General features: G+C 69.2%; 23 protein-coding genes and 1 pseudogene. 11 read left to right on the forward strand and 13 right to left on the reverse strand.

Translation table 11 applies throughout. The features are described from left to right. Positions 1 to 85 precede the first annotated feature (85 nt). From LFM09_RS41315 to LFM09_RS41335, 5 genes are all read left to right on the forward strand, one after another. The gene (locus tag LFM09_RS41315; protein ID WP_414102100.1) at positions 86 to 2,170 is read left to right on the forward strand and encodes a RecQ family ATP-dependent DNA helicase; all 2,085 of its coding nucleotides are present in this window, start codon (positions 86 to 88) and stop codon (positions 2,168 to 2,170) included. Positions 2,171 to 2,213: 43 nt separating this feature from the next. Beyond that, on the forward strand, positions 2,214 to 3,125 hold the full coding sequence (locus tag LFM09_RS41320; protein ID WP_414102101.1) for a PrsW family intramembrane metalloprotease: 912 nt from the start codon (positions 2,214 to 2,216) through the stop codon (positions 3,123 to 3,125). A 72-nt stretch (positions 3,126 to 3,197) separates the two neighbouring features. Next, positions 3,198 to 3,392, forward strand: coding sequence for a hypothetical protein (locus tag LFM09_RS41325; protein WP_414102102.1), 195 nt, complete (start codon positions 3,198 to 3,200; stop codon positions 3,390 to 3,392). Continuing rightward, a complete protein-coding gene (locus LFM09_RS41330; RefSeq protein WP_414102103.1) occupies positions 3,380 to 3,901 on the forward strand; it encodes a SigE family RNA polymerase sigma factor in 522 nt (173 codons plus the stop codon). The genes LFM09_RS41325 and LFM09_RS41330 overlap by 13 nt, the downstream gene beginning before the upstream one ends. Next, positions 3,894 to 4,199, forward strand: a complete 306-nt coding sequence (locus LFM09_RS41335; protein ID WP_414102104.1) for a hypothetical protein — start codon at positions 3,894 to 3,896, stop codon at positions 4,197 to 4,199. The genes LFM09_RS41330 and LFM09_RS41335 overlap by 8 nt, the downstream gene beginning before the upstream one ends. Here LFM09_RS41335 and LFM09_RS41340 read toward each other — a convergent pair. Next, the gene (locus tag LFM09_RS41340; protein ID WP_414102105.1) at positions 4,196 to 6,412 is read right to left on the reverse strand and encodes a choice-of-anchor P family protein; all 2,217 of its coding nucleotides are present in this window, start codon (positions 6,410 to 6,412) and stop codon (positions 4,196 to 4,198) included. The genes LFM09_RS41335 and LFM09_RS41340 overlap by 4 nt on opposite strands. 335 nt (positions 6,413 to 6,747) lie before the next feature. On the opposite strand from LFM09_RS41340, the pseudogene LFM09_RS41345 reads away from it, so the two are divergent. Both LFM09_RS41345 and LFM09_RS41350 read left to right on the forward strand, forming a co-directional pair. After that, positions 6,748 to 6,915, forward strand: a pseudogene (locus tag LFM09_RS41345) (helix-turn-helix domain-containing protein); the annotation flags it as partial. A gap of 32 nt (positions 6,916 to 6,947) precedes the next feature. Then, the gene (locus LFM09_RS41350; RefSeq protein WP_414102106.1) at positions 6,948 to 8,132 is read left to right on the forward strand and encodes a cytochrome P450; all 1,185 of its coding nucleotides are present in this window, start codon (positions 6,948 to 6,950) and stop codon (positions 8,130 to 8,132) included. Here the strand turns inward: LFM09_RS41350 and LFM09_RS41355 are convergent. Beyond that, positions 8,110 to 8,520 (reverse strand): DUF1772 domain-containing protein, encoded by a 411-nt coding sequence (locus LFM09_RS41355; protein WP_414102107.1) that lies wholly within the window; start codon positions 8,518 to 8,520, stop codon positions 8,110 to 8,112. The two genes, LFM09_RS41350 and LFM09_RS41355, sit on opposite strands and share 23 nt — an antisense overlap. An 81-nt stretch (positions 8,521 to 8,601) precedes the next feature. Here LFM09_RS41355 and LFM09_RS41360 point away from each other — a divergent pair, with 81 nt between their 5' ends. Beyond that, a complete protein-coding gene (locus LFM09_RS41360; RefSeq protein WP_414102108.1) occupies positions 8,602 to 9,501 on the forward strand; it encodes an AraC family transcriptional regulator in 900 nt (299 codons plus the stop codon). On the opposite strand, the gene LFM09_RS41365 is transcribed toward LFM09_RS41360, so the two are convergent. After that, positions 9,483 to 9,857: a VOC family protein gene (locus tag LFM09_RS41365; protein ID WP_414102151.1), complete on the reverse strand. Its 375-nt coding sequence runs from the start codon at positions 9,855 to 9,857 to the stop codon at positions 9,483 to 9,485. The two genes, LFM09_RS41360 and LFM09_RS41365, sit on opposite strands and share 19 nt — an antisense overlap. 47 nt (positions 9,858 to 9,904) lie before the next feature. Here LFM09_RS41365 and LFM09_RS41370 point away from each other — a divergent pair, with 47 nt between their 5' ends. Beyond that, on the forward strand, positions 9,905 to 10,489 hold the full coding sequence (locus tag LFM09_RS41370) for an alpha/beta fold hydrolase (RefSeq protein WP_414102109.1): 585 nt from the start codon (positions 9,905 to 9,907) through the stop codon (positions 10,487 to 10,489). Positions 10,490 to 10,501: 12 nt separating this feature from the next. Further along, positions 10,502 to 11,767 (forward strand): MFS transporter, encoded by a 1,266-nt coding sequence (locus LFM09_RS41375; protein WP_414102110.1) that lies wholly within the window; start codon positions 10,502 to 10,504, stop codon positions 11,765 to 11,767. On the opposite strand, the gene LFM09_RS41380 is transcribed toward LFM09_RS41375, so the two are convergent. From LFM09_RS41380 to LFM09_RS41410, 7 genes are all read right to left on the reverse strand, one after another. Continuing rightward, entirely contained in the window at positions 11,754 to 12,128 is a 375-nt protein-coding gene (locus LFM09_RS41380) for a VOC family protein (RefSeq protein ID WP_414102111.1), read from the reverse strand. The two genes, LFM09_RS41375 and LFM09_RS41380, sit on opposite strands and share 14 nt — an antisense overlap. Before the next feature lie 10 nt (positions 12,129 to 12,138). After that, on the reverse strand, positions 12,139 to 13,266 hold the full coding sequence (gene proB / locus LFM09_RS41385) for a glutamate 5-kinase (RefSeq protein WP_414102112.1): 1,128 nt from the start codon (positions 13,264 to 13,266) through the stop codon (positions 12,139 to 12,141). A 3-nt stretch (positions 13,267 to 13,269) separates the two neighbouring features. Then, positions 13,270 to 14,721 carry a GTPase ObgE gene (gene obgE, locus LFM09_RS41390; RefSeq protein WP_414102113.1) on the reverse strand — a complete coding sequence of 484 codons (1,452 nt, stop codon included), beginning with the start codon at positions 14,719 to 14,721 and terminating at the stop codon, positions 13,270 to 13,272. A 105-nt stretch (positions 14,722 to 14,826) separates the two neighbouring features. Beyond that, positions 14,827 to 15,084, reverse strand: a complete 258-nt coding sequence (rpmA, locus tag LFM09_RS41395) for a 50S ribosomal protein L27 (RefSeq protein ID WP_355450450.1) — start codon at positions 15,082 to 15,084, stop codon at positions 14,827 to 14,829. A gap of 14 nt (positions 15,085 to 15,098) precedes the next feature. Beyond that, positions 15,099 to 15,410 (reverse strand): 50S ribosomal protein L21, encoded by a 312-nt coding sequence (rplU, locus tag LFM09_RS41400; protein WP_045316485.1) that lies wholly within the window; start codon positions 15,408 to 15,410, stop codon positions 15,099 to 15,101. Between the two features lie 242 nt (positions 15,411 to 15,652). Next, positions 15,653 to 18,634: a translation initiation factor IF-2 N-terminal domain-containing protein gene (locus LFM09_RS41405; RefSeq protein WP_414102114.1), complete on the reverse strand. Its 2,982-nt coding sequence runs from the start codon at positions 18,632 to 18,634 to the stop codon at positions 15,653 to 15,655. A 216-nt stretch (positions 18,635 to 18,850) separates the two neighbouring features. Continuing rightward, positions 18,851 to 19,576, reverse strand: coding sequence for a TIGR03936 family radical SAM-associated protein (locus LFM09_RS41410; protein WP_414102115.1), 726 nt, complete (start codon positions 19,574 to 19,576; stop codon positions 18,851 to 18,853). 202 nt (positions 19,577 to 19,778) lie between these two features. Between LFM09_RS41410 and LFM09_RS41415 the strand changes: the two genes are divergently transcribed. Beyond that, positions 19,779 to 21,212 (forward strand): S8 family peptidase, encoded by a 1,434-nt coding sequence (locus LFM09_RS41415; protein ID WP_414102116.1) that lies wholly within the window; start codon positions 19,779 to 19,781, stop codon positions 21,210 to 21,212. 146 nt (positions 21,213 to 21,358) lie between these two features. Here the strand turns inward: LFM09_RS41415 and LFM09_RS41420 are convergent, their stop codons facing one another. From LFM09_RS41420 to LFM09_RS41430, 3 genes are read right to left on the reverse strand one after another with little or no spacing between them, the layout of a single operon-like run. Beyond that, positions 21,359 to 21,535, reverse strand: a complete 177-nt coding sequence (locus LFM09_RS41420) for a hypothetical protein (protein ID WP_414102117.1) — start codon at positions 21,533 to 21,535, stop codon at positions 21,359 to 21,361. After that, positions 21,535 to 23,496 carry a TIGR03960 family B12-binding radical SAM protein gene (locus LFM09_RS41425; RefSeq protein WP_414102118.1) on the reverse strand — a complete coding sequence of 654 codons (1,962 nt, stop codon included), beginning with the start codon at positions 23,494 to 23,496 and terminating at the stop codon, positions 21,535 to 21,537. The genes LFM09_RS41420 and LFM09_RS41425 overlap by 1 nt, the downstream gene beginning before the upstream one ends. A gap of 43 nt (positions 23,497 to 23,539) precedes the next feature. Next, a complete protein-coding gene (locus LFM09_RS41430; protein WP_414102119.1) occupies positions 23,540 to 24,385 on the reverse strand; it encodes an ABC transporter permease in 846 nt (281 codons plus the stop codon).

Consider the following 24,385-nt stretch of genomic DNA (forward strand, 5'->3'; position numbering starts at 1 on the left):
CGCGAGTTCGTGTCGGCGAACTCGCCGCCGTCTGCGGAGCAGCTGCAATCAGACACTGTCAGACCTGGGTGGCAAGCTCCTCCCCATGGACGACATCGCGTTGCGGGAGCTGGCTGAAGAACGGCTGCGGGCACTGGCTGGCCCGGAGGCGGTGCTGCGCGAGGACCAGTGGACCGCGATCCACACCCTCGTGGCCCAGCGCCGCAGAGCTCTCGTCGTCCAGCGCACTGGCTGGGGCAAGTCGGCGGTCTACTTCATCGCGACGGCGTTGCTGCGCCAGCTCGGTGAGGGACCCACCGTCATCGTCTCGCCACTGCTCGCGTTGATGCGCAACCAGATCGACGCGGCGGCACGGGCAGGCGTGCACGCCGTGACGATCAACTCGGCGAACACCGACGAGTGGGACGCGGTGCAGGAGCAGGTCGCCGCGGGCGACGTCGACGTGCTCCTGGTGAGTCCGGAACGGCTGAACAACCCAGATTTCCGCGATGCGGTACTCCCCTCGCTGACGGCGTCCGCGGGCTTGCTGGTCGTCGACGAGGCGCACTGCATCTCGGACTGGGGCCACGACTTCCGGCCGGACTACCGCAGGCTGCGGACGTTGCTGACGGAGCTGCCACCGGGCGTGCCGGTGCTGGCGACGACGGCGACGGCGAACGACCGCGTGGTGCACGACGTGACCGAGCAGCTGGGGCTCGGCGCCGAAGAGGGCACCCTGGTGCTGCGCGGCCCGCTCGACCGCGACAGCCTGCGACTTTCGGTGGCCCTGCTGCCGACCGCCGAGTCACGGCTGGGGTGGCTCGCGGAACAGCTCGACCGGCTGCCGGGCAGCGGGATCATCTACACGCTCACGGTCGCGGCGGCGGACGACATCGCGGCGTTCCTGTCCGATCGCGGCTTCGCGGTGGCCGCGTACTCGGGCAAGACCGAGCCCGCCGAACGCGAGCGCGCCGAAGAGGACCTGCTGCAGAACCGGGTCAAAGCGCTCGTCGCCACCTCTGCCCTCGGCATGGGTTTCGACAAGCCGGACCTGGGCTTCGTGGTCCACCTCGGCGCCCCCTCCTCCCCGATCGCCTACTACCAGCAGATCGGCCGGGCGGGCCGCGGCGTCGAACGCGCCGAGGTCGTGCTCCTGCCGGGCCACGAGGACCGCGACATCTGGGCGTACTTCGCCTCGCTCGCGTTCCCACCCGAGGTGATCGTCCGCCAGGTCCTGTCCGCGCTGTCCGGCGCGAGCAAGCCGCTCTCGACGGCCGCGCTGGAGCCGATGGTCGAGCTCTCCCGCAGCCGCCTGGAGGTCGTGCTGAAGGTGCTCGACGTCGACGGCGCGGTCCGGCGCGTCCGCGGCGGCTGGGAGGCGACCGGCCGCCCGTGGGAGTACGACGGCGACCGGTACGCGCGCATCGCCGAGGCGCGCAAGGCCGAGCAGCAGGTCATGATCGAGTACCTGAAGACCCCGCTGTGCCGGATGAAGTTCCTGCAGGACCAGCTCGACGACCCGACCGCGCACGACTGCGGCCGCTGCGACAACTGCACCGGCGAACGGCTGTCGGTAGAAGTCTCCGAAACCGCGGCAGGCGCCGCCCGCGAACGCCTGCTGCGCCCCGGCCTGGACGTCGCGCCACGCAAGATGTGGCCGACGGGCATGGCCGCGATCGGCGTCCCGCTCTCCGGCAAGATCCCGCCGGCGGAAGTGGCGGCGACAGGCCGCGCTCTCGGCCGCCTCACCGACATCGGCTGGGGCACCAGGCTGCGCGACCTGCTCGCGGACGGCAGCGACCGCGAGATCCCCGACGACGTGTTCGCGGCCTGCGTCAAGGTGCTCACCGCGTGGGGCTGGGACGAACGCCCGGTCGGCGTCGTCACCGTCGGCTCCCGCCGCCGCCCGGCCCTGGTCGGCAGCTTCGGCCAGCGCATCGCCTCGATCGGCCGCCTGCCGTTCCTCGGCACCGTCTGGCTAGGTGAGTCGACGCACCGGGCCAACAGCGCCCAACGCCTGGCCGGCCTGGTCCGGTCCGGCGAGACACCGGACGTGTCCGGTGTGGACGGTCCGCTCCTGCTGGTCGACGACCACGTCGACACCGGCTGGACGATGACGGTGGCCGCTCGCATGCTCAGGAAGGAGGGGGTGCCCGCGGTGTTGCCGTTCGCGCTGGCCGTCACGAACTGACCCCGAGTTGTCCCGGTCGCGGCCGGGCGAGAAACTCCCGGCCATGGTGATGCCTGGGCCGACCGCCCCACGCACGCGCAGGTCGTGGCTGCGGATGTTCTTCGTCGGGCTGGCGCTGTGGGTCGCGACAGTGGTGATCACGTACCTGACGAGCAACGCCAACCTGATTCCCACCATCGTGCTGCTGGGCAGCTTCCTGGTGCCGGCGACGTTCGTGACCTGGGCGTTCGAGCACAGCCACTCCGGTGAGGTGACCGGGGAGATCGTGTTCCGGACGTTCGCGGTCGGCGGCATCCTGGGCGTGCTGGGCGCGTCGCTGCTGGAGTCGTACCTGTTGCACCCGTCGCCGTGGTTGTTCGTCGGGGTCGGGCTGATCGAGGAAGCGGTGAAGCTCGCTGCGCTCGCGTTGCTGACGCGGCACCTGGCGCACAAGTCGATGCGCGACGGCCTGGTGCTCGGCGCCAGTGTCGGGTTCGGCTTCGCGGCGTTCGAGTCGGCCGGGTACGCGCTGATGGCGACGCTGACCGAGAACGGCCTGTCGTTGATGGACCTGGTCACCACGGAGTTGTTGCGCGGGCTGCTCGCGCCGTTCGGGCACGGGTTGTGGACGGCGATTCTGGGCGGGGTGTTGTTCTCACGCAGTGTTCGCGAGCACTTCCTGCTCACCGGGCGGCTGTTCTGGGCGTACCTCGGGGTGTCGCTGCTGCACGCGCTGTGGGACTCGATGAACAGCATCGCCGCCGTAGTCACCGCGGTGGTGACGGGCGAGCGGTGGCAGGAGCACGCGCAGCTGTTCACCGTGTTCTCGTGGCTCGGGCTCGGGCTGGTCTCGATGCTCGGCGTGGCATGGCTGGTGAGTCTGGTGCGGTTGTCCCGGCGGGAGGTCGCGCCGGTGCGCGGGTATCCGTTGCGCACCGACGCGCGGTGGTGGCCCGCTGGCCGGCCTCCGCAGTGAGATTCGATGCAACCCAGCGGGTGGCTGCGCGCATTGGTAACGCGTCATTGATCCTCATCAGCTGGGAGAGTCATGTCGCGTATCGGAATCGTGCTCGGTGTGGTCGCGGTGGTGGCGGCCTTCGCGGCGCCCGCGGTGGCTGACACCGCTACGGACCGGTCATGGGTCGAGCCGGCCAGGCACCAGGTCGAACCGGTAGCGCCGGAGACCGGCAAGTGCATGTACTGGCTCGTCGGTGAGACGTCGGCGCGGGAGTGCCACCGCTGAGTCACGACGAGGAGTTCCACCGGTACGCCGCAGGCCGTGCGCACGTCCTGCGGTCTACCGCTTTTCTGCTGTGCGGCGATTGGCACCATGCCGAGGACCTCACGCAGACAGCGCTGCTCAAGCTGTATCTGAAGTGGCCACAGCTGGTGCATCACGACGGGCTCGACGCGTACGTGCGCCGGATCATCGTGCGCACCTACCTGATGGAACGGCGGCTGCTCTGGCGGAAGAGGGAACGGCTCACCGATCTGCCGCCGGAGACCGGTGCGCCGTCCGATGTGGAGCACGAGGAACGCATCATGGTCCAGAAGGCCCTCGCTGCGGTGCCGCCGAAGCAACGGGCGGCAATCGTGCTGCGCTACTGGAACGACCTGAGCGTGGAGGAAACCGCGGCGGCGCTCGGATGTTCGGTCGGCACCGTGAAGAGCCAGTGCGCGCGTGGGCTCGCAACGCTCAGACAACGACTCGGTCCGCACTTCACGCTGAAGGGAGGCGCTGTCGATGCGTGACGACGACGTCAAACCCCTCCTCGACCTGGCCACGTCCGGCCAGCCGCCGCTGAGCATCGACATCGACGGGATTGCGGCCAGGGGGCGCGGTGTCAGGCGCCGCCGCACGGTTGTCGCCGCGGCCGGGAGCGCCGCGGCTGTGTGCGGGCTGACGGCACTCGTTCTGCTGATGCCAGGGCGGAACGGTCCGGCGGAGCCCGCGACGCAATTGCCGACGAGCCCCGCCACGACCTCAACGAGCACGCCTCCGAGTTGTTTTCTCACGTCCGGAGGGCCGTGCCCGCAGACCAGCCGCTAGCAGTTGTGGATGCCCGTCGTCGCGGACGAGACCACCACGTCCACGCCGGGCAGGGTGATGCGGGCGCCGTTGACCTTGAGGCCTCCGGGCACGGCCACCTGCTCGTTGATCACGATCTTGCCGCCGGGCAGCGGGATCGTGGTGTTGGGCGCGGTGGTCACGGTGACCGGGAGGCCGACGATGGTCAGCGAGCCGATGGTGACGTTGCCGGTCGCGCCGCCGCACGTGCTGCGTGACGTCGCCACGACGTTTCGCAGCGCGACGATGCCGATGCCCACTTCGGCGACGGACGTGCGTGCGGTCGAAGTGCCGGGCGCCAGCGTTGTGATCACTGAGGTGCACAACGCGCGGGCGCCTAGAGACACGTTCGCGACGCACGGCGGCGCGGTGGTCGTGGCGCGGGCGACGCGGACCTCTCCGGTGTCCGGAGTCGGCTGCACGGTCAGGCCGAGCGCGTTGCCGGAGAGTCCGAAGCCGCGGCCGGTCATGTGTTGCAGGCCGACAGCGGCCGAGGCCTGGCTCGGCTCGTAGAACCGGTCACCGGTGAAGGTCGCCGTCACCGGGACGGTCGCGGTCGCGTTGAGCGGCTGGTCGACGGACGCGATCGTGCATTCCGCCATGCCCTGGGCATCGGTCGTGTCCACACAGGACTGTGCGCCGAGATCGAGCTGGACGCTGCGGCCGTCGACAGGTGTGCCGTCGTCCTCGGTGAGCTTCGCGGCCAGGCGGGCGGGCTCGGCGTTGGCCATGGTGGCGTCGCCGGTGTAGGTCAGTGAGGTTTCTTCTTTGGTGACCACGAAATCGACGCTCGTGTTCGACGGCTGCAGGCCCTTGCTGCCCGCGAACGCGGCGGTCAGCGGGTAGGTGCCGGCGGGCTCGTTCGGCGTGATCGAGCACGACGCAACGCCGTCCGCATCAGTGTTGGCGGTGCAGGTCTCGGCGTTGTTCAGCTTGAACTCCACCGGTTGGCCGCCGACCGGCGTTCCGGAACCGGTGATGGTCAGGCGGGCGGAAACCGTTGCGGGGTCGTGGAAGTCACCGGTCAGCGCGCCGGTGTAGGTGAGCGTCGTGGGTTTGCGGGTGACCTCGAACTGGACCTCGGTGCCCGACGGTTGGTGCACCACGTCGCCGCCGTAGCCGATCGCCAACGGGTAGGTGCCCGCGACCTCGTCCGGGGTGATCGAGCAGGAGGCGACGCCGTTGGCGTTCGTGATGCCGACGCAGGTCTCGTTGGCGTTGAGGCGGAACACCAGCGAGGCGTTCGGCACTGGCGCACCCGAGGTCGTGGCGGTGAGGCGGGCCGAGAGCGTCACCGGGTCGCCGGTGAAGCCCGAGGTCGGGCCGGTGTAGGTGATCGTGGTCGACTCGACGAGGTAGCTGATGGTCACCGACGGCTCTTCGCCGCTCTCCTCCAGCACGAAGTTCGAGACGCCGGCGCCCGCGCGGCCGGAGCCGTTGCCGCCGTCACCTCCGTCGACCGCGATGATCAACGGGGTCGGCGCCTGGAAGCCGGACGCGCCGCCGCCACCGCCGAACCAGCCACCGCCACCTCCTCCCCCGCCGCCACCGCCGGCGGTCGCGGGGTTGCCCGGCGCACCGACACCGCCGAGCCCGAAGATGCCGGGGAAACCGGGGAATCCGCCCGGTCCGGGGATGCCGGGCGAACCGCCGTTGTTGGCGCCGGCGTTGCCGCCGTTGCTTCCCGGAACGCAGCCGATCGCGAAGCACCGGCCACCACCGCCGCCACCGCCGGGGGCGACGACCAGCTTGTCGCAGGTGGCACCGGAACAGAGCCGCACGTCGCTCGCGCCGCCGCCGGCACCGCCCGCGAACGGCGTGCCGAGGCCACCGGACGCCCCGCCGCCGTAACCGGGGTCGCCGCCGGTCGTGCCGCTGCCGTCGCCGCCGTTCTGGCCGACGCCGACCACGAGTTGGGTGACGCCAGGCGGAACGGCGAGATCAGCCGTGGCTCTGAAGCCCGGTCTACCGCTCGGGGCCGAGTTGTCGCCGCCGTCGGCACCCTTGCCGCCGCGTCCGCCGATGGCCACCACGCGGAGTTTCGTGACGCCGGTGGGGATCGAGTAGGTCTGTTCGCCACCGGTCGGGTGGAACGTCTTCGAGACGAAGTGGTCGGCGAGTGCCGGTGGTGCGAACACGACGCTCGCGCCCATCAGTCCGATGGTCAGCGCCGTCGCGAGCCTGGCTCGGGACATCGGGGTGCCTTCCGTGCAAGAGGGGCCCCGACCCGGCGAAAGAATCCCGCATTCCAGTTCGCGGTGACACGAACTTCACCCGAACGCGAGATGTGAAGAAGCCGAACGGCCGCACGCGCGCTCACGCAGGGGTACCCCCGGCCGGGATCCCTTGGAGTCAGCGCGTCGTCGCAACGCTCTTGGTTGGAGGGTGGTGTGGTGCTCCCAAGTTGCCTCGGGATGTGCGGGTGCGGTTTTGGGCCGCGGCGAGCCGGGGTGTGGGTGTCACGGCTGCGGCGAGGGCCGCCGGAGTGTCGTGGCAAACAGGTCAGGAGTGGTTCATCCAGGCTGGCGGGGTGTGCAGTAACGGGCCGAAGCCGGTGTCGGGCCGGTATTTGTCGTTCACGGAGCGGGAAGAGATCGCGATGGGCCGGGCCGAGGGCCTGTCGATGCGGGAAATCGCCCGCAGGCTGGGGCGTCCGGCATCCACGATCAACCGGGAGATCGCCCGCAACTCGCGGACCGCCTGCTGCTGCGGTGTGGCAGGGTCGATCCCATGACTCCGGAGGTTGTGCGGTACCGGCAGGCCGATCTTCTTTCCGGGCTCCACCGGCGGTTCGGGCCGGTGGTGCGGATGGGTCCGTACACCTATCTGCTCGGGCCGGAGGCGAATCGGTTCGTGTTCGCCAACTCCGAGTTGTTCGAGGTGGAGCGCGCGTTCCAGGTGCTCGTGCCGGTGGACGGACCGACGTCGTTGATCGTCAGCGACGGGGAGGACCACAAGCGGCGGCGCAAGCACGTGCAGCCGGCGTTGGTGCACCGGCAGATCGCCAACTACGTCCCCGTCATGCAGGCCAACGCCGACAAGACGCTCGACGCGTGGCGGCCCGGCCAGACCATCGACGCCTATCAGGAGTTCCGCCGGGCCATCCGGCGCAGCACGATTCACGCGTTGTTCGGGGAGAAGCTGGCGCAGGACGCCGAGTTCTTCGGGGCACACCTGCAGGTGCTGATCAACCTGATCGACCGCAACCCGGCAGTGGTCACGTTGCTGCGCAAGACGAAGGCACCGGCGTGGCGCAACGCGATGAGAGCGCGCAGGGCCGTGGACGCGCGGGTGTACAAGGCGATCGAAGAGACGCGGCAGGGCAATACGGCCGGAGACGTGCTGACTTCTCTCGTGGAGAGTGACGGGCTGAGTGACCTTGAAGTGCGCGACCAGGTTGTCACGCTGATCGCGGCGGGCTACGAGACGACGAGTGGCGCGATGGCGTGGGCGGTGTTCAACCTGTTGCGGCACAACGGGGTCTGGGAGCGCGCACGCGAGGACGACGACTACCTGGCCAACGTCGTCAACGAGACCCTGCGGCTGTACCCGCCCGCGGTGGTGTCGGCACGGGTCGCGGCGCAACCGTTCGAGTTCGCTGGGAAGCAGATCAAGGAAGGCACGTTCCTGCTGTACAGCCCATACGTCACGCATCGGCTCGCGGAGGTGTGGCCGGACCCGCTGCGGTTCGACCCCGACCGGTGGGAGCGCAAGCCCGCGCCGCACGAGTTCCTGCCGTTCGGCGGCGGCCCGCACCGGTGCATCGGCGCCGGGCTCGCGGTCACCGAGTTGACGGTGATGCTGAAAGCGTTGCTGCAAAGGGAGAAACCCACATTGCTTCCCCAGCGCATCACGCCGACGAGTGTCGCCGCGATGCGCCCGAAGCACGGCCTCAAAATCCGAGCAGCAGGATGACCATGGAGGCGAGACACGCGACGGCCCGCACGTGGTTCCAGAGCGTCCACTTGCGCAGGTACTCGGGCCAGTAGGCGTCGTCGGTCTGTTCGAGACGGTTGTTCATCGGCACGTTGACGAACATCGTCAGCGCGACGCAGCCCACGATGTAGAGCAGGCCGCCCACGATCCTGCCCTGGAAGACCTCGATGCCGCACAGGACGACGTTGCCGAGGAACACCAGCAGGAACAACGGGTTCTGGATGCGGACGTTGATCCGGCGCATCGCACCGCGGGCGTACTCGGCGGGCAGGTCCGCGAGGCCCGGCATGACGGCGGTGGAGAAGGCGAAGAACAGGCCGGCCATCAGGCCCGACGCGGCGACTGCGATCAGCGTGATTATCCCCATGCCGCTCACTTTGGCCCCTGCGAACGGGACTCTCAATGACAATTCATCGCGCACGCTTGCTCATTCGTCCAAACTGGGTACATGACGGACGCGTTGGGCGAGGCGCTGCACCTGATGAGGATGTCCGGCACCTTCTACTGCCGGACGGAGCTCTCCGAGCCGTGGGGGCTGACGATGCCCGACATGGCCGACTGCCTGTGGTTCCACGTCCTCACCAGCGGGCGCTGCGAGATCGAGGTCGACGGAGGCGTCACGACGCTCGAACCCGGCGACGTGCTGCTCGTCCCAGGAGGTCAGGGGCACCGGCTCTACTACGGTGACGCCGAATCACCGCTGGTCACGACGTTGCCGCACACGTTCGAGACCGACAACTACGCGATCCTGCGGCACGGCGACGGCGGGGCCGTGACGCACCTCGTGTGTGGTGCGGTCCGCTTCGACCACCCGGCCGCGAAACACCTAATCAAGGTGTTGCCGCACGTGTTGTACGTCCGGCAGGCCGACGACATGCGCGCCACGATCGACCTGATGGCCGCCGAGGCGCGGAACCTGCGCCCCGGCGGCGAGGCAGTCATCACCCGGCTCGCGGACGTGCTGGTGATCCAGACGATCCGCTCGTGGCTCGCCAACGACCCCGCGGCCCGCACCGGCTGGCTGGGTGCGTTGCAGGACCAGCAGATCGGGCAGGCGCTGGCGTTGATCCACCGCGACCCCGCGCAGCAGTGGACCGTCGAACGGCTGGCGCACCAGACGGCGATGTCGCGGTCGGCTTTCGCAGCACGGTTCACCGAGCTCGTCGGCGAGCCGGCCATGCGGTACGTGACGCGGTGGCGCATGCACGTGGCGATGAACCGGCTGCGGGACCGCGACAGCACGGTCAGCGAGATCGCCCGCGGCCTCGGCTACGAGTCGGAGGCGGCGTTCAGCCGGGCGTTCAAGCGAATCGTCGGGGTCTCGCCCGGTCAGGCGCGAGCGGGCTGAAGCAGGTCCCAGCGGTTGCCGTAGAGGTCCTCGAACACGGCGACCTTGCCGTAGACCTCCTCGCGTGGCGTCTCCAGGAACTTCACGCCGAACTCGGTCATGCGGGCGTGGTCGCGGTCGAAGTCGTCGGTGGTGAGGAAGAATCCGACGCGGCCGCCGGTCTGGTCGCCGATGCGGGCCTCCTGCTTCGCCGAAGTGGCCTCCGCCAGCAACAACGACGCTCCGCCGCCCGCCGACACCACGACCCAGCGCTTGTCGCCCTGCGGGGTGTCCTCCACCAACGTGAACCCGAGCCCGTCCACGTAGAAGCGGATCGCCTCGTCGTAGGAACGGACCACCAGCGTCACCAAACCCATAGATCGCACGCCGATGAGTATCAACGACGAGAGAGGTCTACCCGCACATGACCGACACACTCGTACTCCTGCACCCCGGCGGGGCCGACCCGTCGGCGTTCGAGCCGCAGTTCGACGCGCTCGCAGACTTCGCCCTGCACGCCCCGCATCGCGTCGACCAGGCCACTCAGGACCACGCGGAGATGGCTCAGGAGACCGTGGAGTTCCTGGAGAGAACCGGGCCGGCGCACCTGCTGGGCTGCAGTGATGGCGCCACGATCGCGCTACTGACGGCTGTGCTCAGACCCGACCTCGTGCAACGGCTCGTGGTCGTGTGCGGCGTCTTCCACCACGACGGCTGGGATCCGGCGACCGAGCTCACCGAGATGCACCGCCGCTCCCCCGCGCTCACCGAGCAGGACCTCGCGAAGATGCCCAACCGGACGCTGATCATGATCGGCGACGACGACGAGGTGACGCTGGAGCACGCCGCGGCCATGTACCGCGCGCTGCCGTCTGCCGAGCTCGCAGTCGTTCCCGGTACTTCGCACGGCCTGCTGCACGAGAAACCCGTGCTGTGCAACGCGATGATCGTTGACTTCCTGACTACCGAACCAGTTGAGACGTACGCACCAATTCGTCGCCGTATGTGATTGGGTGCGCCTATGGCGGTTACATCGGAGACGCATCGACTGCCCGTCCGCAAGCTGGTCGCGGCCTCCGCAGGCAACGCGGTCGAGTGGTACGACTGGGGGATCTACACGGCGTTCAGCATCTACTTCGCCACGCAGATCTTCCCGAAGGGCAACGAGGCCGCGGCGCTGCTGAGCACGTTCGCCACGTTCGCCCTCGCGTTCTTCTTCCGGCCGCTCGGCGGGTATCTGCTGGGCCGGTACGCGGACCTCAGAGGGCGCCGCACGGCGATGTTGCTGACGATCGCGCTGATGTCGGGCGGAAGTGTCGTGATCGGGATCCTGCCCACGTTCGAGCAGGTCGGGTGGCTCTCACCGGCGTTGCTGGTGCTCGCCCGTATCGCGCAGGGCATGGCGTTGGGCGGTGAGGTGTCCAACGCGTCGGCGTATCTCGGGGAGATCGCCGCGCCGAGTCACCGCGGCAGGTACTCGTCGTTCTTCTACATCTCCACCGGGGCGGCGGTGCTGGTGGCGTCGCTGCTCGGGTTCTTCCTCAGCCGCAACCTCGACGCGGCCGCGATGGGGTCGTACGGCTGGCGGGTGCCGTTCCTGATCGGTGGCGTGCTGGGGTTGGTCGGGTTGTGGCTGCGGCGGGAGTTGCCGGAGACGGAGCAGTTCGAGGAGAACCGGGCCAAGGCGGAGAAGTTGCGGAATCCGTTGCTGCTCACGTTGAAGGAGCATCCGAAAGCGGTCGGACAGCTTGTCGGCATCACGCTGCTCTCGACGCTGTGCTTCTACACGTTCTTCTCCGCACTCACGCCGTTCGCGGTGAAGACCAGGCACGCCAACGACTTCGACGTGTTCCTGGCGTTGTCGATCGCCACGGGGTTGTTCATCGCGCTGCAGTACCCGATGGGGTGGATGGCCGACCGCTACGGGCGCAAGCCGCAGATGCTCGCGTGGTCCGCCGCGATGGCTGTGCTGGTGGTGCCGTTGTCCTCGCTGGTCAAGCCGGGGCTGGGGAACCTGGTGATCGTGTTCTGCGTGGGGCTCGGGCTCTACACGGCGATCACGTCGATCGCGCCGGCGATCATGAGCGAGCTGTTCCCGACCGAGTTGCGCGGACTCGGCATCGGGGCTTGGTACAACCTCACGGTCGCGCTGTTCGGCGGCACCGCCCCGCTGGTGATCCAGTGGGTCGGCGGCACCGTCTTCTTCTGGTACGTCGCGGTGGCGGCGGTGATCTCATTCGTGGTGATCCTGACGCTGCCCGAGACGAAGGGCGTCACTCTGCGCTGAGGCAGAACTCGTTGCCCTCGGGGTCGGCCAGCACGAACCAGTCGCCGTCGCGGCTCACCAGGGTCGCGCCGAGGTCGAAGAGCCGCTTCGCCTCGGCTTCCGGGTGAGGGCTGCGCAGGTCGACGTGCACGCGGTTCTTCACCGTCTTGGCCTCGGGGACGAGGTTGAAGAAGATCCGCGGCGACCCGTCCAGCAGCACTGACGGGTCGTCCTCGGTGTCGGTGATGCCCATGCCGCGCAGGCGTTCCAGCTCGTCCTCGTCGTACGGCGCGATCTCGTGGTCGTCCAGCACGTCGGCCCAGAAGCGGGCCAGCGACGCGGGGTGGGCGCAGTCGAAAACGATGTCGTGCAACCGGGCCATGCGGCCGAGATTAGCGGTGCAGCGGCACCAGGTCATCGGCGTGGACGACCTCGCGGCGCTGTTCCTCCGGCAGGTCGTGGGTCTTGCGACCGATCAACGACGGCAGCTCGGCCGCGTCGTAGCCGACCACGCCACGGGCCACGACCTCGCCCGCGAGGCTCACGAGCTCGACGACGTCGCCGGCCTCGAAGTCGCCGTCCACGCCGGTGATGCCCGCCGCGAGCAACGAGCGGCGCCGACCCACGACCGCGGCTACCGCGCCGTCGTCGAGGTGCAGGCGGCCGTTCGCGTCGGTGGCGTAGCCGAGCCAGAAGCGACGGGCGGTCAGCCGCGAACCCGTTGCGGCGAAGGCGGTGCCGACATCGGCGGCGGACAGAGCCCGTCCCGCGTCGGAGGCACCGGCCAGCAGCACCGGGATGCCGGCGGAAGAAGCGAGACGGGCCGCGGCGAGCTTCGACGCCATGCCGCCGGTGCCGAGTCCGGACGCACCAACGGTTCCAGCCTGCACACCGTCCACATCGGACGCCCCAGCCACCTCCGCGATGCGCACCGCACCGGGCTTGCGCGGGTCACCGGAGTAGAGAGCGTCCACATCGGACAGCAGGAACAACGCGTCCGCACCGATCAGGTGCGCCACCAGGGCGGCGAGCCGGTCGTTGTCGCCGAAGCGGATTTCCTCGGTGGCAACGGTGTCGTTCTCGTTCACGACCGGAACAGCGCCCAAAGCCAGCAGACGCGAGAACGTGCGCTGCGCGTTGCGGTAGTGCGAACGGCGCACCACGTCGTCGGCCGTCAGCAGGACCTGGCCGACAGTCAGGGAGTAGCGACCGAACGAGTTCGCGTAGGCGTGCGCCAACGTCAGCTGGCCGACGCTCGCGGCGGCCTGCTGGGTGGCGAGGTCGCGTGGCCTGCGAGAGATCCCCAACGGCGCCAGGCCTGCGGCGATCGCACCGGACGACACCAGCACGACCTGGCTGCCCGCACCACAACGCGCGGCCAGGGCGTCGACCAACGCATCGAGACGCGATGGGTCGAGACCGCCCTCGGCCGTCGTCAAAGAAGAAGAACCGACCTTCACCACGATGCGGGCCGCCGAAGCTACCGCGCTGCGGGCATGTGAGACCACGGGGGCCGTCACGGATTACTCCTCGTCGAAGTCGTCGCCGTAGTCGCCGGGCGCGCGGCGGGCCTTCTTCAGGGCCTTGCGCTCGTGGGCGCCGATGCGGTCGTTGCGCTCGAGCCGGGAGTCCGTGCCGCGCCCGGTCATCGTCATCGCGATGCCCGCCGGGGTGGTCGGCTCCCAGTCGAAGATGAGGTCGCCGATGGTGACCTGGCAACCGGGGACGGCGCCCATCTTCACGAGCTTTTCCTCGACGCCCAGCCTGTTCAGGCGGTCCGCGAGGTAACCGACGGCTTCGTCGTTGGAGAAGTCGGTCTGGCGGATCCAGCGCTCGGGGCGGTCGCCCTTGACGATGAAGCCACCCTCGACCGAGGGGTCCTCGGTCACGGTGAAGCCCTGGTCGTCCACGGCGGTCGGCCGCAGCACGATTCGGGTCGATTCCTTCCTCGGCTGGGCGGCGCGGTACTCGCGCACGACCTCGGCCAGCTTGAAGGTCAGTTCACGCAGCCCCTCGCGGGACACGGTCGACACCTCGAACACCGGCAGGCCGCGGGCCTCGATCTCCGGGCGGACGATGTCGGCGAGGTCCTTGGCGTCCGGGATGTCGATCTTGTTCAGGATCACCACGCGCGGACGGTCGGCGAAGTTGCCGCCGAGCGACGGGGTGTACTCCGCCAGCTCCTGCTCCAGCGCGTCGATGTCCGCGATCGGATCACGGCCGGGCTCGTACGTCGCGCAGTCGACGACGTGGGCGAGCACGGCGGTGCGCTCGATGTGGCGCAGGAAGTCCAGGCCGAGGCCCTTGCCCTGCGAGGCGCCGGGGATCAGGCCGGGCACGTCGGCCATCGTGAAGATGGTCTCGCCCGCCGTGATCACGCCGAGGTTCGGCACCAGCGTGGTGAACGGGTAGTCCGCGATCTTCGGCTTCGCTGCGGACAGCACCGAGATCAGCGACGACTTGCCTGCCGACGGGAAGCCGAGCAGGCCGACGTCCGCGACGGACTTGAGCTCCAGCACGAGGTCGCGCGTCTCGCCCGGCTCACCGAGCAACGCGAAACCAGGGGCCTTGCGGGCCTTGGACGCGAGCGAGGCGTTGCCGAGACCACCACGGCCACCGGCCGCCGCGATCAGCTGGGTGCCCTCGCCGACCAGGTCCGCGACGACCTCGCCGTCCTCGGTCAGCACGACGGTGCCGTCCGGGACGCGCAGGATCAGGTCCTCGCCGTTCGCACCGTCGCGGTTCGCGCCGGCACCCGCCTTGCCGCTGCCGGCCGAGGCGTGCGGGCGGAAGTGGAAGTCGAGGAGGGTGTGCACCTGCGAGTCGACGACGAGCACGACGTTGCCACCGCTCCCGCCGTTGCCGCCGTCCGGGCCGCCGAGCGGCTTGAACTTCTCGCGGTGCACTGAAGCACAACCGTTGCCCCCGTTGCCGGCGGCAGCGTGGATCACCACCCGGTCTACGAAGCGGGCCACGGAACTACTTCCTTTCAAAAGGTCTTGCGAACAAGCGACGAGGGGCGGTGCCGGAAGACCGGTCCCGCCCCTCGTCGAGGTCTAACTATCGCGCGGAGACGGTCCTCAGACCGCGACCGGAACGATGTTGACGGTCTTGCGACCGCGCTTCATACCGAACTCCACCGCACCCGGCTGAAGGGCGAACAGCGTGTCGTCCTTGCCGATACCGACGCCGACGCCGGGGTGGAACTTGGTGCCGCGCTGGCGGATCAGGATCTCGCCGGCCTTGACGACCTGACCGCCGAACCGCTTCACACCCAGGTACTGGGGGTTGGAGTCACGGCCGTTGCGGGAACTGGACGCACCCTTTTTGTGTGCCATGAGAAGTCAGGTCCTCACTTACCGGTGATGCCGGTGACCTCGACGCGGGTCAGCTTCTGCCTGTGACCCTGTCGCTTGTGGTAGCCGGTCTTGTTCTTGAACTTGTGGATGCGAATCTTCGGGCCCTTGGTGTGCTCGACCAGCTTGCCGGTCACCGAGAACTTCTCCAGGGCCGCCGCGTCAGCGGTGACGTTGGTGCCGTCGACCACGAGCAGCGCCTGGAGGGAGATTTCGGTGCCCGGCTCGCCCTCGAGCTTCTCGACCTCGACGATGTCGCCGACAGCGACCTTGTACTGCTTGCCGCCGGTCTTGACGATCGCGTACATCAGGACGGAAGTCTCCTGCTACTCGATGGTGACGGGCCATGCGCCATCTAATCTGCGAAGAAACCAGCAGAGGAGGCACACGACAGGACCCGTCGGATGGCGGGCCGTCGTCAAGGTTACGGGAGTGGGTACAGCGCAAGCAAACTGGGGTGCCCTGATCACGTTTGCGCTGGCTGTGCCCTCCCTCACACAGCAAAACCGGGGCCGCCCTCAAGGGCAGCCCCGGTTTCACTTTTCTCGCGTCAGCCCTCGTTGACCGGCGGTCCCGCGGGCCGCGACACGGCGCGGCGCCTGCGGGTGGTGGTGACCACCGGTGCGGGCATCTGGACCTCGGGCTGCTTCGGCACCTCGACGACCACCGGAGCGGGCGTCTCGACCGCGACCGGTGCACCGGCGGGGCGCTTGGCCGCACGACGGCGCGGACGGGCGGCAGGAGCCTGTGCGACGGGCGCAGCGGGCTCCTCGGCCACGACGGGTGCCTGAACCTCGGCAACGGGCTCAGCGACGACCTCAGCGGCCTCTTCGACCACCGTCACGGGCTCGACGAGCTCGGGAGCGGTCTCCTCGATCACCTCTGGGGCGACCTCGGCGGCAGGCTCCTCCGCCGGGATCTCCTCAGCGACCGGCTCGACCTCCACCGGCTCGACCTCGATCGGGGCCGGGTCCTCGGCCACCTCGTGCGGCACGTGACCGTTGAGCGCCTGCTCCTCGACCACGACCGCGTCGACGACCGCCTCGACGGGAGCCTGCTGCTCCTTGTCGCGGCGACGACGGCGACGACGACGGCCGCCATGACCCTCGTGGTCCTGGTCCGCGGCGACGACGTCCTCGGAGGTGTCCTCGGGCTCAGCCGGTTCCACCACCGCGATGACCTCGGGCTCGACGTCCGCCGGGGCCTCAGGCGCCTCGACGGCGGCTTCGACCACGTCAGCGGCCTGCTCGCCACCGCCCTTGTTGCGGCGCGACTTGCGGCCACCGCCCTGGGGCTGTTGCTGCTGCTGGCCGCCACCGTTGCCACCGCCGTGCGAGTGCACGGGCTCGGTCGACACGACCACGCCACGCCCGCGGCAGTGCTCACACGTCTGGCTGAACGCCTCCAGCAGGCCGGTGCCGACCCGCTTGCGGGTCATCTGCACGAGACCCAGCGATGTGACCTCGGCCACCTGGTGGCGGGTGCGGTCACGGCCCAGGCACTCGGTCAGGCGACGCAGCACCAGGTCGCGGTTCGACTCCAGGACCATGTCGATGAAGTCGATGACGATGATGCCGCCGATGTCGCGCAGCCGGAGCTGGCGGACGATCTCCTCCGCCGACTCCAGGTTGTTGCGGGTCACCGTCTCTTCGAGGTTTCCGCCCGAACCGGTGAACTTGCCGGTGTTGACGTCGATCACCGTCATCGCCTCGGTGCGGTCGATGATCAGGTAACCACCCGACGGCAGCCAGACCTTGCGGTCCAGAGCCTTCATCAGCTGCTCGTCGATGCGGTACTCGACGAACGCGTCGTTGTTGCCGACGTGCTTCTTCAGGCGGTCCTGCAGGTCCGGCGCCACGTGGCGGACGTAGCCGTCGATGACGTCCCACGCCTCGTCGCCCTGGACGACGAGCTGGGCGAAGTCCTCGGTGAACAGGTCGCGGACGACCTTCACCAGCAGGTCCGGCTCTTCGTAGAGCAGCGTCGGCGCCTTGGTGGAGGTGCTCTCGGACTTCTCCTTGATGACCTTCCACTGCGCCTGCAGACGCGTGACGTCGCGGCCCAGCTCCTCCTCGGAGATGCCCTCAGAGGCGGTGCGGATGATCACGCCGGCGTCCTCGGGGACGACCCTCTTCAGGATGTCCTTGAGGCGCTTGCGCTCGTTGTCCGGCAGCTTGCGGCTGATGCCCGTCGCGCCGCCACCCGGCACGTAGACCAGGAAGCGACCGGGGAGGCTGATCTGGGTCGTGAGGCGCGCGCCCTTGTGGCCGACCGGGTCCTTGGTGACCTGGACGAGCACGGAGTCGCCGCTGGAGAGCGCCTGCTCGATCTTGCGGGACTTGCCCTCGAGACCGGCGGCGTCCCAGTCGACCTCACCGGCGTACAGCACGGCGTTGCGGCCGCGGCCGATGTCGATGAACGCGGCCTCCATGCTCGGCAGCACGTTCTGCACGCGGCCGAGGTACACGTTGCCCACGATCGAGCCGGAGCCCGACGACGTGACGAAGTGCTCGACCAGCACGCCGTCTTCCAGCACGCCGATCTGGGTGCGGTCGCCGCGCTCGCGGACGACCATCGTGCGGGCCACTGCCTCGCGGCGGGCCAGGAACTCGGCCTCGGTCAGCACCGGGGCACGGCGGCGGCCGGCCTCGCGACCGTCGCGACGGCGCTGGCGCTTGGCCTCCAGGCGGGTCGAGCCGCGGATGCTGCGCACCTCGCTCTGCGCGGCCTCGGAGTCGGCCTTGTCGTCGCGCGCGTCGCGGGACTCGCGGACGTGCACGACCGTGTTCGGCGGGTCGTCCTCAGACGTCACCTCGTCGTCCGCGCCGGTCTTGCGACGACGGCGGCGGCGACGGCGGCGGGTCGAGCCCTCGTCGTCGGACGCCTCGTCCTCGGCGATCTCGTCCGCGTCGGTCTCCGCGGTGGTGGCCTCGGTGTCCTCGGCGCCCTCCTCGGACTCCTCACCGCCCGCCTCGGACTCGGCACCCTTGCCGCGGCCACGGCCACGGCGGCCGCGACGGCGGCGGCGACGGCCTTCGCCCTCGTCGTCACCGTCGGCGTCGGCCTCGGCGGCGTCGAGCTCGTCAGCGGCGATCTCGCCGACGGACTTCTCGTCCTCGACGACGGGCTCTTCGACGACGAACGGCGACACGGCCGCCTTGGGCCGTTCGACCGGCTGAGGCGGCAGGAAGACCGCGCTCGGCGCCGCGAAGATCGGGGCGAGCGCCGGGGCCTCGAACGCCGGCACCGCTGGTGCCTCGTAGTCCTCGGTGACCTCACCGGTGACCACGTCGTCCCAGTCCAGCAGCGTCTCGGCCACCTTCAGCGCGACATCGCGGCTCACGCTCGACTGCGCGCTTCGGGCGACCTCACCGAGGTCGGCCAGCGCCGTCATCACGTCCTTGCTGGAGACGTCCAGCAGTTTCGCCAACGCGTGAACACGCAGCTTGTCCGGCAGATCTGCCAGCTCGGGGCGTGCGGATACCACGCCCTGCCCGCCGGTTGCGCCGGCAGGCTTTTCCTTGTTCGACATGCAGCTCCTCCACCCCCGGGCGCGTCCCGTGAGGACGCGGCCGCGCAGGGGCCTCTCTTGTCTCTCTCCACCGCTGCTCGCGGCGGGAATCCTTGCCTCGCGCGCAGCGGCGTGGCGCCTCCGAAGGGCGCACGCTTGCGCAGGTCCCACGACGACGCCACTGTCAGCGCCGCTCCTCCTGATATGCGTCGCGGCTGACGTTCCTGCGCTCCTTCGTCAGGACTCTCTGTCCTGTTGGAGCGGGTCCACCAGCCGGCCTTCGCCGTCGAGCCGTCCCTGCGCCATCCGGGTTGCTCTCGCAGGTACCGGCGGCACGAGATCGGCGACGACTCGAAGCGCATTCAGCACGTCGTCGGGTCGGACGGTAGGCGTTACCTGCCGTACGACCGTCATGAGTATCCCACACGGTTGTGACAATCCGGCCTCATCGTGTCCGGCGTCGCTCGAACGTGGTTCGACCTGTGCCGATACAACCGCAGGTCGCACGTCCAGTGTCTTCATGCCGTTCTTGGTCAGACGCTCGACTTCCACCCGTTCGGCGGCGAGGAAAGCGCTCACCGCCTCCGCGAGCTTCTCGGGCTCGATCCCGTCGAGCTCGATGCGCCACTCGCTCGCGTCGATGCGCTCGGTGAGGTTGCCACCGTGCGCCTGGACGATCTCCATCACGTCGATGCCGGGTGGCAGCGCCTCGTCGAGGGCGATCCTCAACGCGGCGGGGTCGACCCGTTCGACCACCGACACCTCGACGTACTCCGCCTCGCTGGCGACGCCGGTCGGTGCGGCACCGACCCACGACACCTTCGGGTGAGGGCTGAAGCCCTGCGAGTACGCCATGGGCACGCCTGCCCTGCGCAACGCGCGCTCGAACGTACGAGCGATGTCGCGGTGCGAAGTGAAACGCAACCTCCCCCGCTTGGTGTAGCGGAGGCGCAGTTTCTGCACGGCTGCGGCAGACGGGTTGTTCGGCAGGTTGCGGCTCAGTGGAGCTCCCCGGTGGTGTACCGACGGGTGAGCGGTCCCATCGGCGCAGGCTGTTCGTCCGGTAGGACGGTACCGTGAACGCGATTCAGAACGTTCAGCTTGTCTAGATCGTTGCGCGTGGCTACGGTCCGGCTGACTGGACGCCCTGCCAACCTGGAGGTCCGTGGTGCCTCTGCTCCACCGCGCACGGACGGCGGCGATGACCGCCCTGCTCGCGGCCGGGTGCTTGGCGGCGTCACTGCCCGCGGGCGCGGAACCCGAAGCGGCGCCCGCCGGGCCGACGTGCATCCAGCCGGGTCCTCTCCTGCGCTACCTCGTGGTGTTCCCGCAGGCCACACCCGCTGCGACGGCTGCGGCGGAGATCACCGAGGCGTGCGGCACCACGACCGTCTACTACCCCCAGATCGCGGTCGCCGTGGCGACCTCGCCGGACCCGTCGTTCCTCAAGCTGATCGGCCCCCAGCGCGCCTACAGCGCCCAGGCCGAGAGCGCCGCCAAGCGGTCGGTGAAGCGCAAGAAGGACGACACCGAGCTGCTGCGCCCCTCCGGCGCGCGCTCCGGTGAGCAGTGGGACATGGATCTCATTCAGGCCCCGGCCGCGCACGAGATCACCACGGGTTCCAGGTCCGTGGTCGTCGGCGTGTTGGACTCCGGAATCGACCCGCGCCACCCCGACCTCGCGCCGGCACTGGCCCCGGAACTGTCCGCGGGCTGTTTGACCGGTAAGCCCGATACGTCACCCTCCGCGTGGATCCCGACGACCTCTGCGCACGGCACCCACGTCGCCGGCACGATCGCGGCGGCCGACGACGGCCGCGGCACCACGGGCGTGGCGCCGGGTGTGCGCATCGCGTCCGTGAAGGTCGTCGACGACGACGGCTTCATCTACCCCGAGTACGCGGTCTGCGGGTTCATGTGGGCGGCCCAGCAGGGCATGACCATCACGAACAACAGCTACTTCATCGACCCGTACCTCTTCACCTGCCAGAGCGAGCCGGGTCAGCAGGTCATCTACGAGGCCGTGCGCCGCGCCGTGGACTACGCGACCTCCCAGAACGTGCTGACCGTCGCGGCGGCCGGCAACAACGCCGCGGATCTCTCCCGGCCTGGCCGTGACTCGCTGTCGCCGACGAACGGTGACGCGCAGACCCGGCCGGTCGACCCTTCGTGCGTGGTGCTGCCGGTGCAGCTCAAGAACGTCGTCGGCGTGTCGGCGGTCGAGGAGACCAAGACCAAGTCGGGCTACAGCTCGTACGGGCTGGGTGCGATCGACGTGACGGCGCCGGGTGGCGACACGCGGACGCCCACGGGTTGTGTGCTCTCCACCGTGCCGTCTGGCTACGACTACTCGTGTGGCACGTCGATGGCGACACCGCACGCGGCGGGTGTTGCGGCGTTGATCGCGTCGACGCATCCCGAGACCGACGCGGTGTCGTTGGGGCGGATGTTGAACGCGCAGGCTCAGACCCTGGCGTGTCCCGCTGACTACGACCTCAACGGGACTGGGGTGCAGGACGCGTTCTGCACCGGGTACTCCGAGTACAACTCGTTCTACGGCCACGGACTCGTGGACGCGCTGGCCGCTGTCACGAAGTGATCGTCAACGCCTGCTTGCGGAACGGCTGCGGTTCATCGGGCCGGGTGGCGCGCTGAGGTTCTTCGCCTCCGAGGGTGAACGCCTGGCTGCGGGCACGGAGCCGTCTCGGCGCTTGCAGTTCTGGACGCCGACAGGGGTTGGGAAGTTCACGCTTCGGGCAGGTGAACGAAAGTTCTCCGGTACCGCGACTCACGTCCCAGGCGCGTCGAGACGGCCTCGCCGAGGTCGACGGCCTCCACCGCACTGGCCAGGCCGGCCTCCGTCCAGCCCACGTCGGGCCGGAGGAGGCCGAGCACCTGGTCCAGCACCTCGGCGTCGGTCACTACGGCGTCAGTGCCGGGTTCTTCACCGGCGAGCCCACGCCGACCGGTGAGATCGGCAGCAGCTTGCGGCCCGTCGGACCCACCTCGATGTCCGTGCCCATGGCCGGGCAGACACCGCAGTCGAAGCACGGCGTCCAGCGGCAGTCGTCCTGCTCGCGCTCGTCCAGCGCGTCCTGCCAGTCGGCCCAGAGCCATTCCTTGTCGAGGCCGGAGTCCAGGTGGTCCCAGGGCAGGACCTCCAGCTCCTCGCGCTCGCGGGTGGTGAACCAGGCGAGGTCGACGCCGAGGGGCTCCAGCTGCTCCGCTGCCTTGGCGGTCCAGCGGTCGTAGGAGAAGTGCTCGCTCCAGCCGTCGAACCGGCCGCCGTCGCGCCACACCGCCTCGATGACCTTGCCGATGCGGCGGTCACCGCGGCTGAGCAGGCCTTCGATGAGGCTCGGCTTGCCGTCGTGGTAGCGCATGCCGATGTTGCGGCCGAGGCTGCGGTCGGCGTTGACGGCCTCGCGGAGCTTGCGGAGGCGGTCGTCGACGATGTCCGGGTCGCACTGCGGGGCCCACTGGAACGGCGTGTGCGGCTTGGGCACGAAACCGCCGATCGAGATGGTGCAGCGGACGTCGTTGCGGCCGCTGGCCTGCCGGCCCGCGCGGATGACGTTCTTCGCCATCTCCGCGATCTGCAGGACGTCCTCGTCCTCCTCGGTCGGGAGGCCGCACATGAAGTACAGCTTCACCTGCCGCCAGCCGTTGGAGAACGCCGCCGACACCGTCCGGATGAGGTCCTCTTCGGACACCATCTTGTTGATGACGCGCCGCATCCGCTCGCTGCCGCCCTCGGGCGCGAAGGTCAGGCCCGAGCGCCTTCCGTTGCGGGACAACTCGTTCGCGAGGTCGATGTTGAACGCGTCGACGCGCGTGCTGGGCAGGCTCAGGCCCGTGTTCGTGCCTTCGTAACGGTCCGCGAGGCCCTTGGTGATCTCCGCGATCTCGCTGTGGTCGGCACTGGACAGGGACAGCAGGCCGACCTCTTCGAAGCCGGTCGCCTCCAGTCCCTTCTGGACCATCGCGCCGATGCCCTCGATGGACCGCTCACGCACCGGACGGGTGATCATGCCCGCCTGGCAGAAGCGGCAGCCGCGGGTGCAGCCGCGGAAGATCTCGACGCTCATGCGCTCGTGCACGCTCTCGGCGAGCGGGACCAGCGGCTGCTTCGGGTACGGCCACGCGTCGAGGTCCATCGTGGTCCGCTTGAACACGCGGTACGGCACGCGGTCGCGGTTCGGCACGACGCGCTGGATGCGGCCGTCCGGCAGGTACTCCACGTCGTAGAACCGCGGGATGTACACGCCACCGGTCTCGGCGAGCCTGGTCAGCACCTCGTCGCGGCCACCGGGAGACCCTTCGGCCTTCCAGTTCTTCACGATCTCGGTGATCTCGAGGACGGCCTCTTCGCCGTCGCCGAGCACCGCCGCGTCCACGAAGTCCGCGATCGGCTCCGGGTTGAACGCCGCGTGCCCACCGGCGACCACGATCGGGTCGTCCTCGGTGCGGTCGGCGGCGTGCAGCGGGATGCCGGCGAGGTCCAGCGCCGTGAGCATGTTCGTGTAGCCCAGCTCCGTCGCGAAGCTGATGCCCATCAGGTCGAACGCCTTCAACGGCCGGTGCGCGTCCACCGTGAACTGCGGAACCCCGTGCTCACGCATGAGCGCTTCGAGGTCCGGCCACACGGCGTACGTGCGCTCGGCGAGCACGTCCGGCAGCTCGTTGAGGATCTCGTAGAGGATCATGACGCCCTGGTTGGGCAGCCCGACCTCGTACGCGTCGGGATACATCAAAGCCCAGCGCACGGACGCCGCGTCCCAGTCCTTGACGGTCGCGTTGAGCTCCCCGCCGACGTACTGCACCGGCTTGGAGATCCGCGGCAGCAGAGGCTCCAACCTGGGGAAAACAGACTCGACACTCACGCGACCAGAGTAACGGCCCCCACGCGACACAGCCGAATCGCGGTCAATCCAGCAACAACTTCCCCAACCGCCTCGCCGCCACCACCGTTCCCACGGCCGCGAGAACCGCGAAATACGCCACGTGACCGAGCATTCCCCAGCCCACAACGCCCAGCGTGAGGCCGCGCATCAGCTCGATCGCGTGGTACAGCGGCGTCCACGACACCACCACCTGCAGCCAGCCCGGGTAGACCGACAGCGGGTAGAACGTCGTCGAGAACAGGAACAACGGCAGCACCGCCAGCTGCACGAGATCGAAGTCCTGCCACGACCGCATGAACGTCGTCGCCGCCATGCCCACCGCCGCGAACGCGAACGCCACCAGCAGCGCCACCGGCAACGCCAGCAACGCCCACGGCGAGACGATGAGCCCCATCCCGAGCATGACCGCCAGGAACCCGGCCGAGTACAGCCCTCCTCGCAACAACGCCCAGGCGATCTCGCCGATCGCGATGTCCATCGGCCCCATCGGCGTCGTGAGCATCGCGTCGTACAACTTCACGTACTTGAACTTGAAGAACACGTTGAACGTCGCGTCGTACACCGCCCCGTTCATCGCACTCGCCGCGAGCAACGCAGGCGCCACGAACGCCGCATAACTGATCGGCTGCCCGTCCGGCCCGGCCACCGAGCTCACCATCTGCCCGAACCCGAGCCCCAGCGACCACAGGAACAGCATCGGCTCGAAAGCCCCGCCGACCAGCACGAACCAAGCCCGCCGGTTCACCACCGCGGCTCGTTCGACCAGCATGCTGGCCCGCCCGCCGTACAACCCGGGCGGAATCACCCGCCACAGCAGCCCGACGCTGGCCGGCGCGGAGTTCTTCGCACGATCAAGGGTCTGGGTCAT

This window comes from Lentzea alba (assembly GCF_047445655.1).
Taxonomy (GTDB): domain Bacteria; phylum Actinomycetota; class Actinomycetes; order Mycobacteriales; family Pseudonocardiaceae; genus Lentzea; species Lentzea alba_A.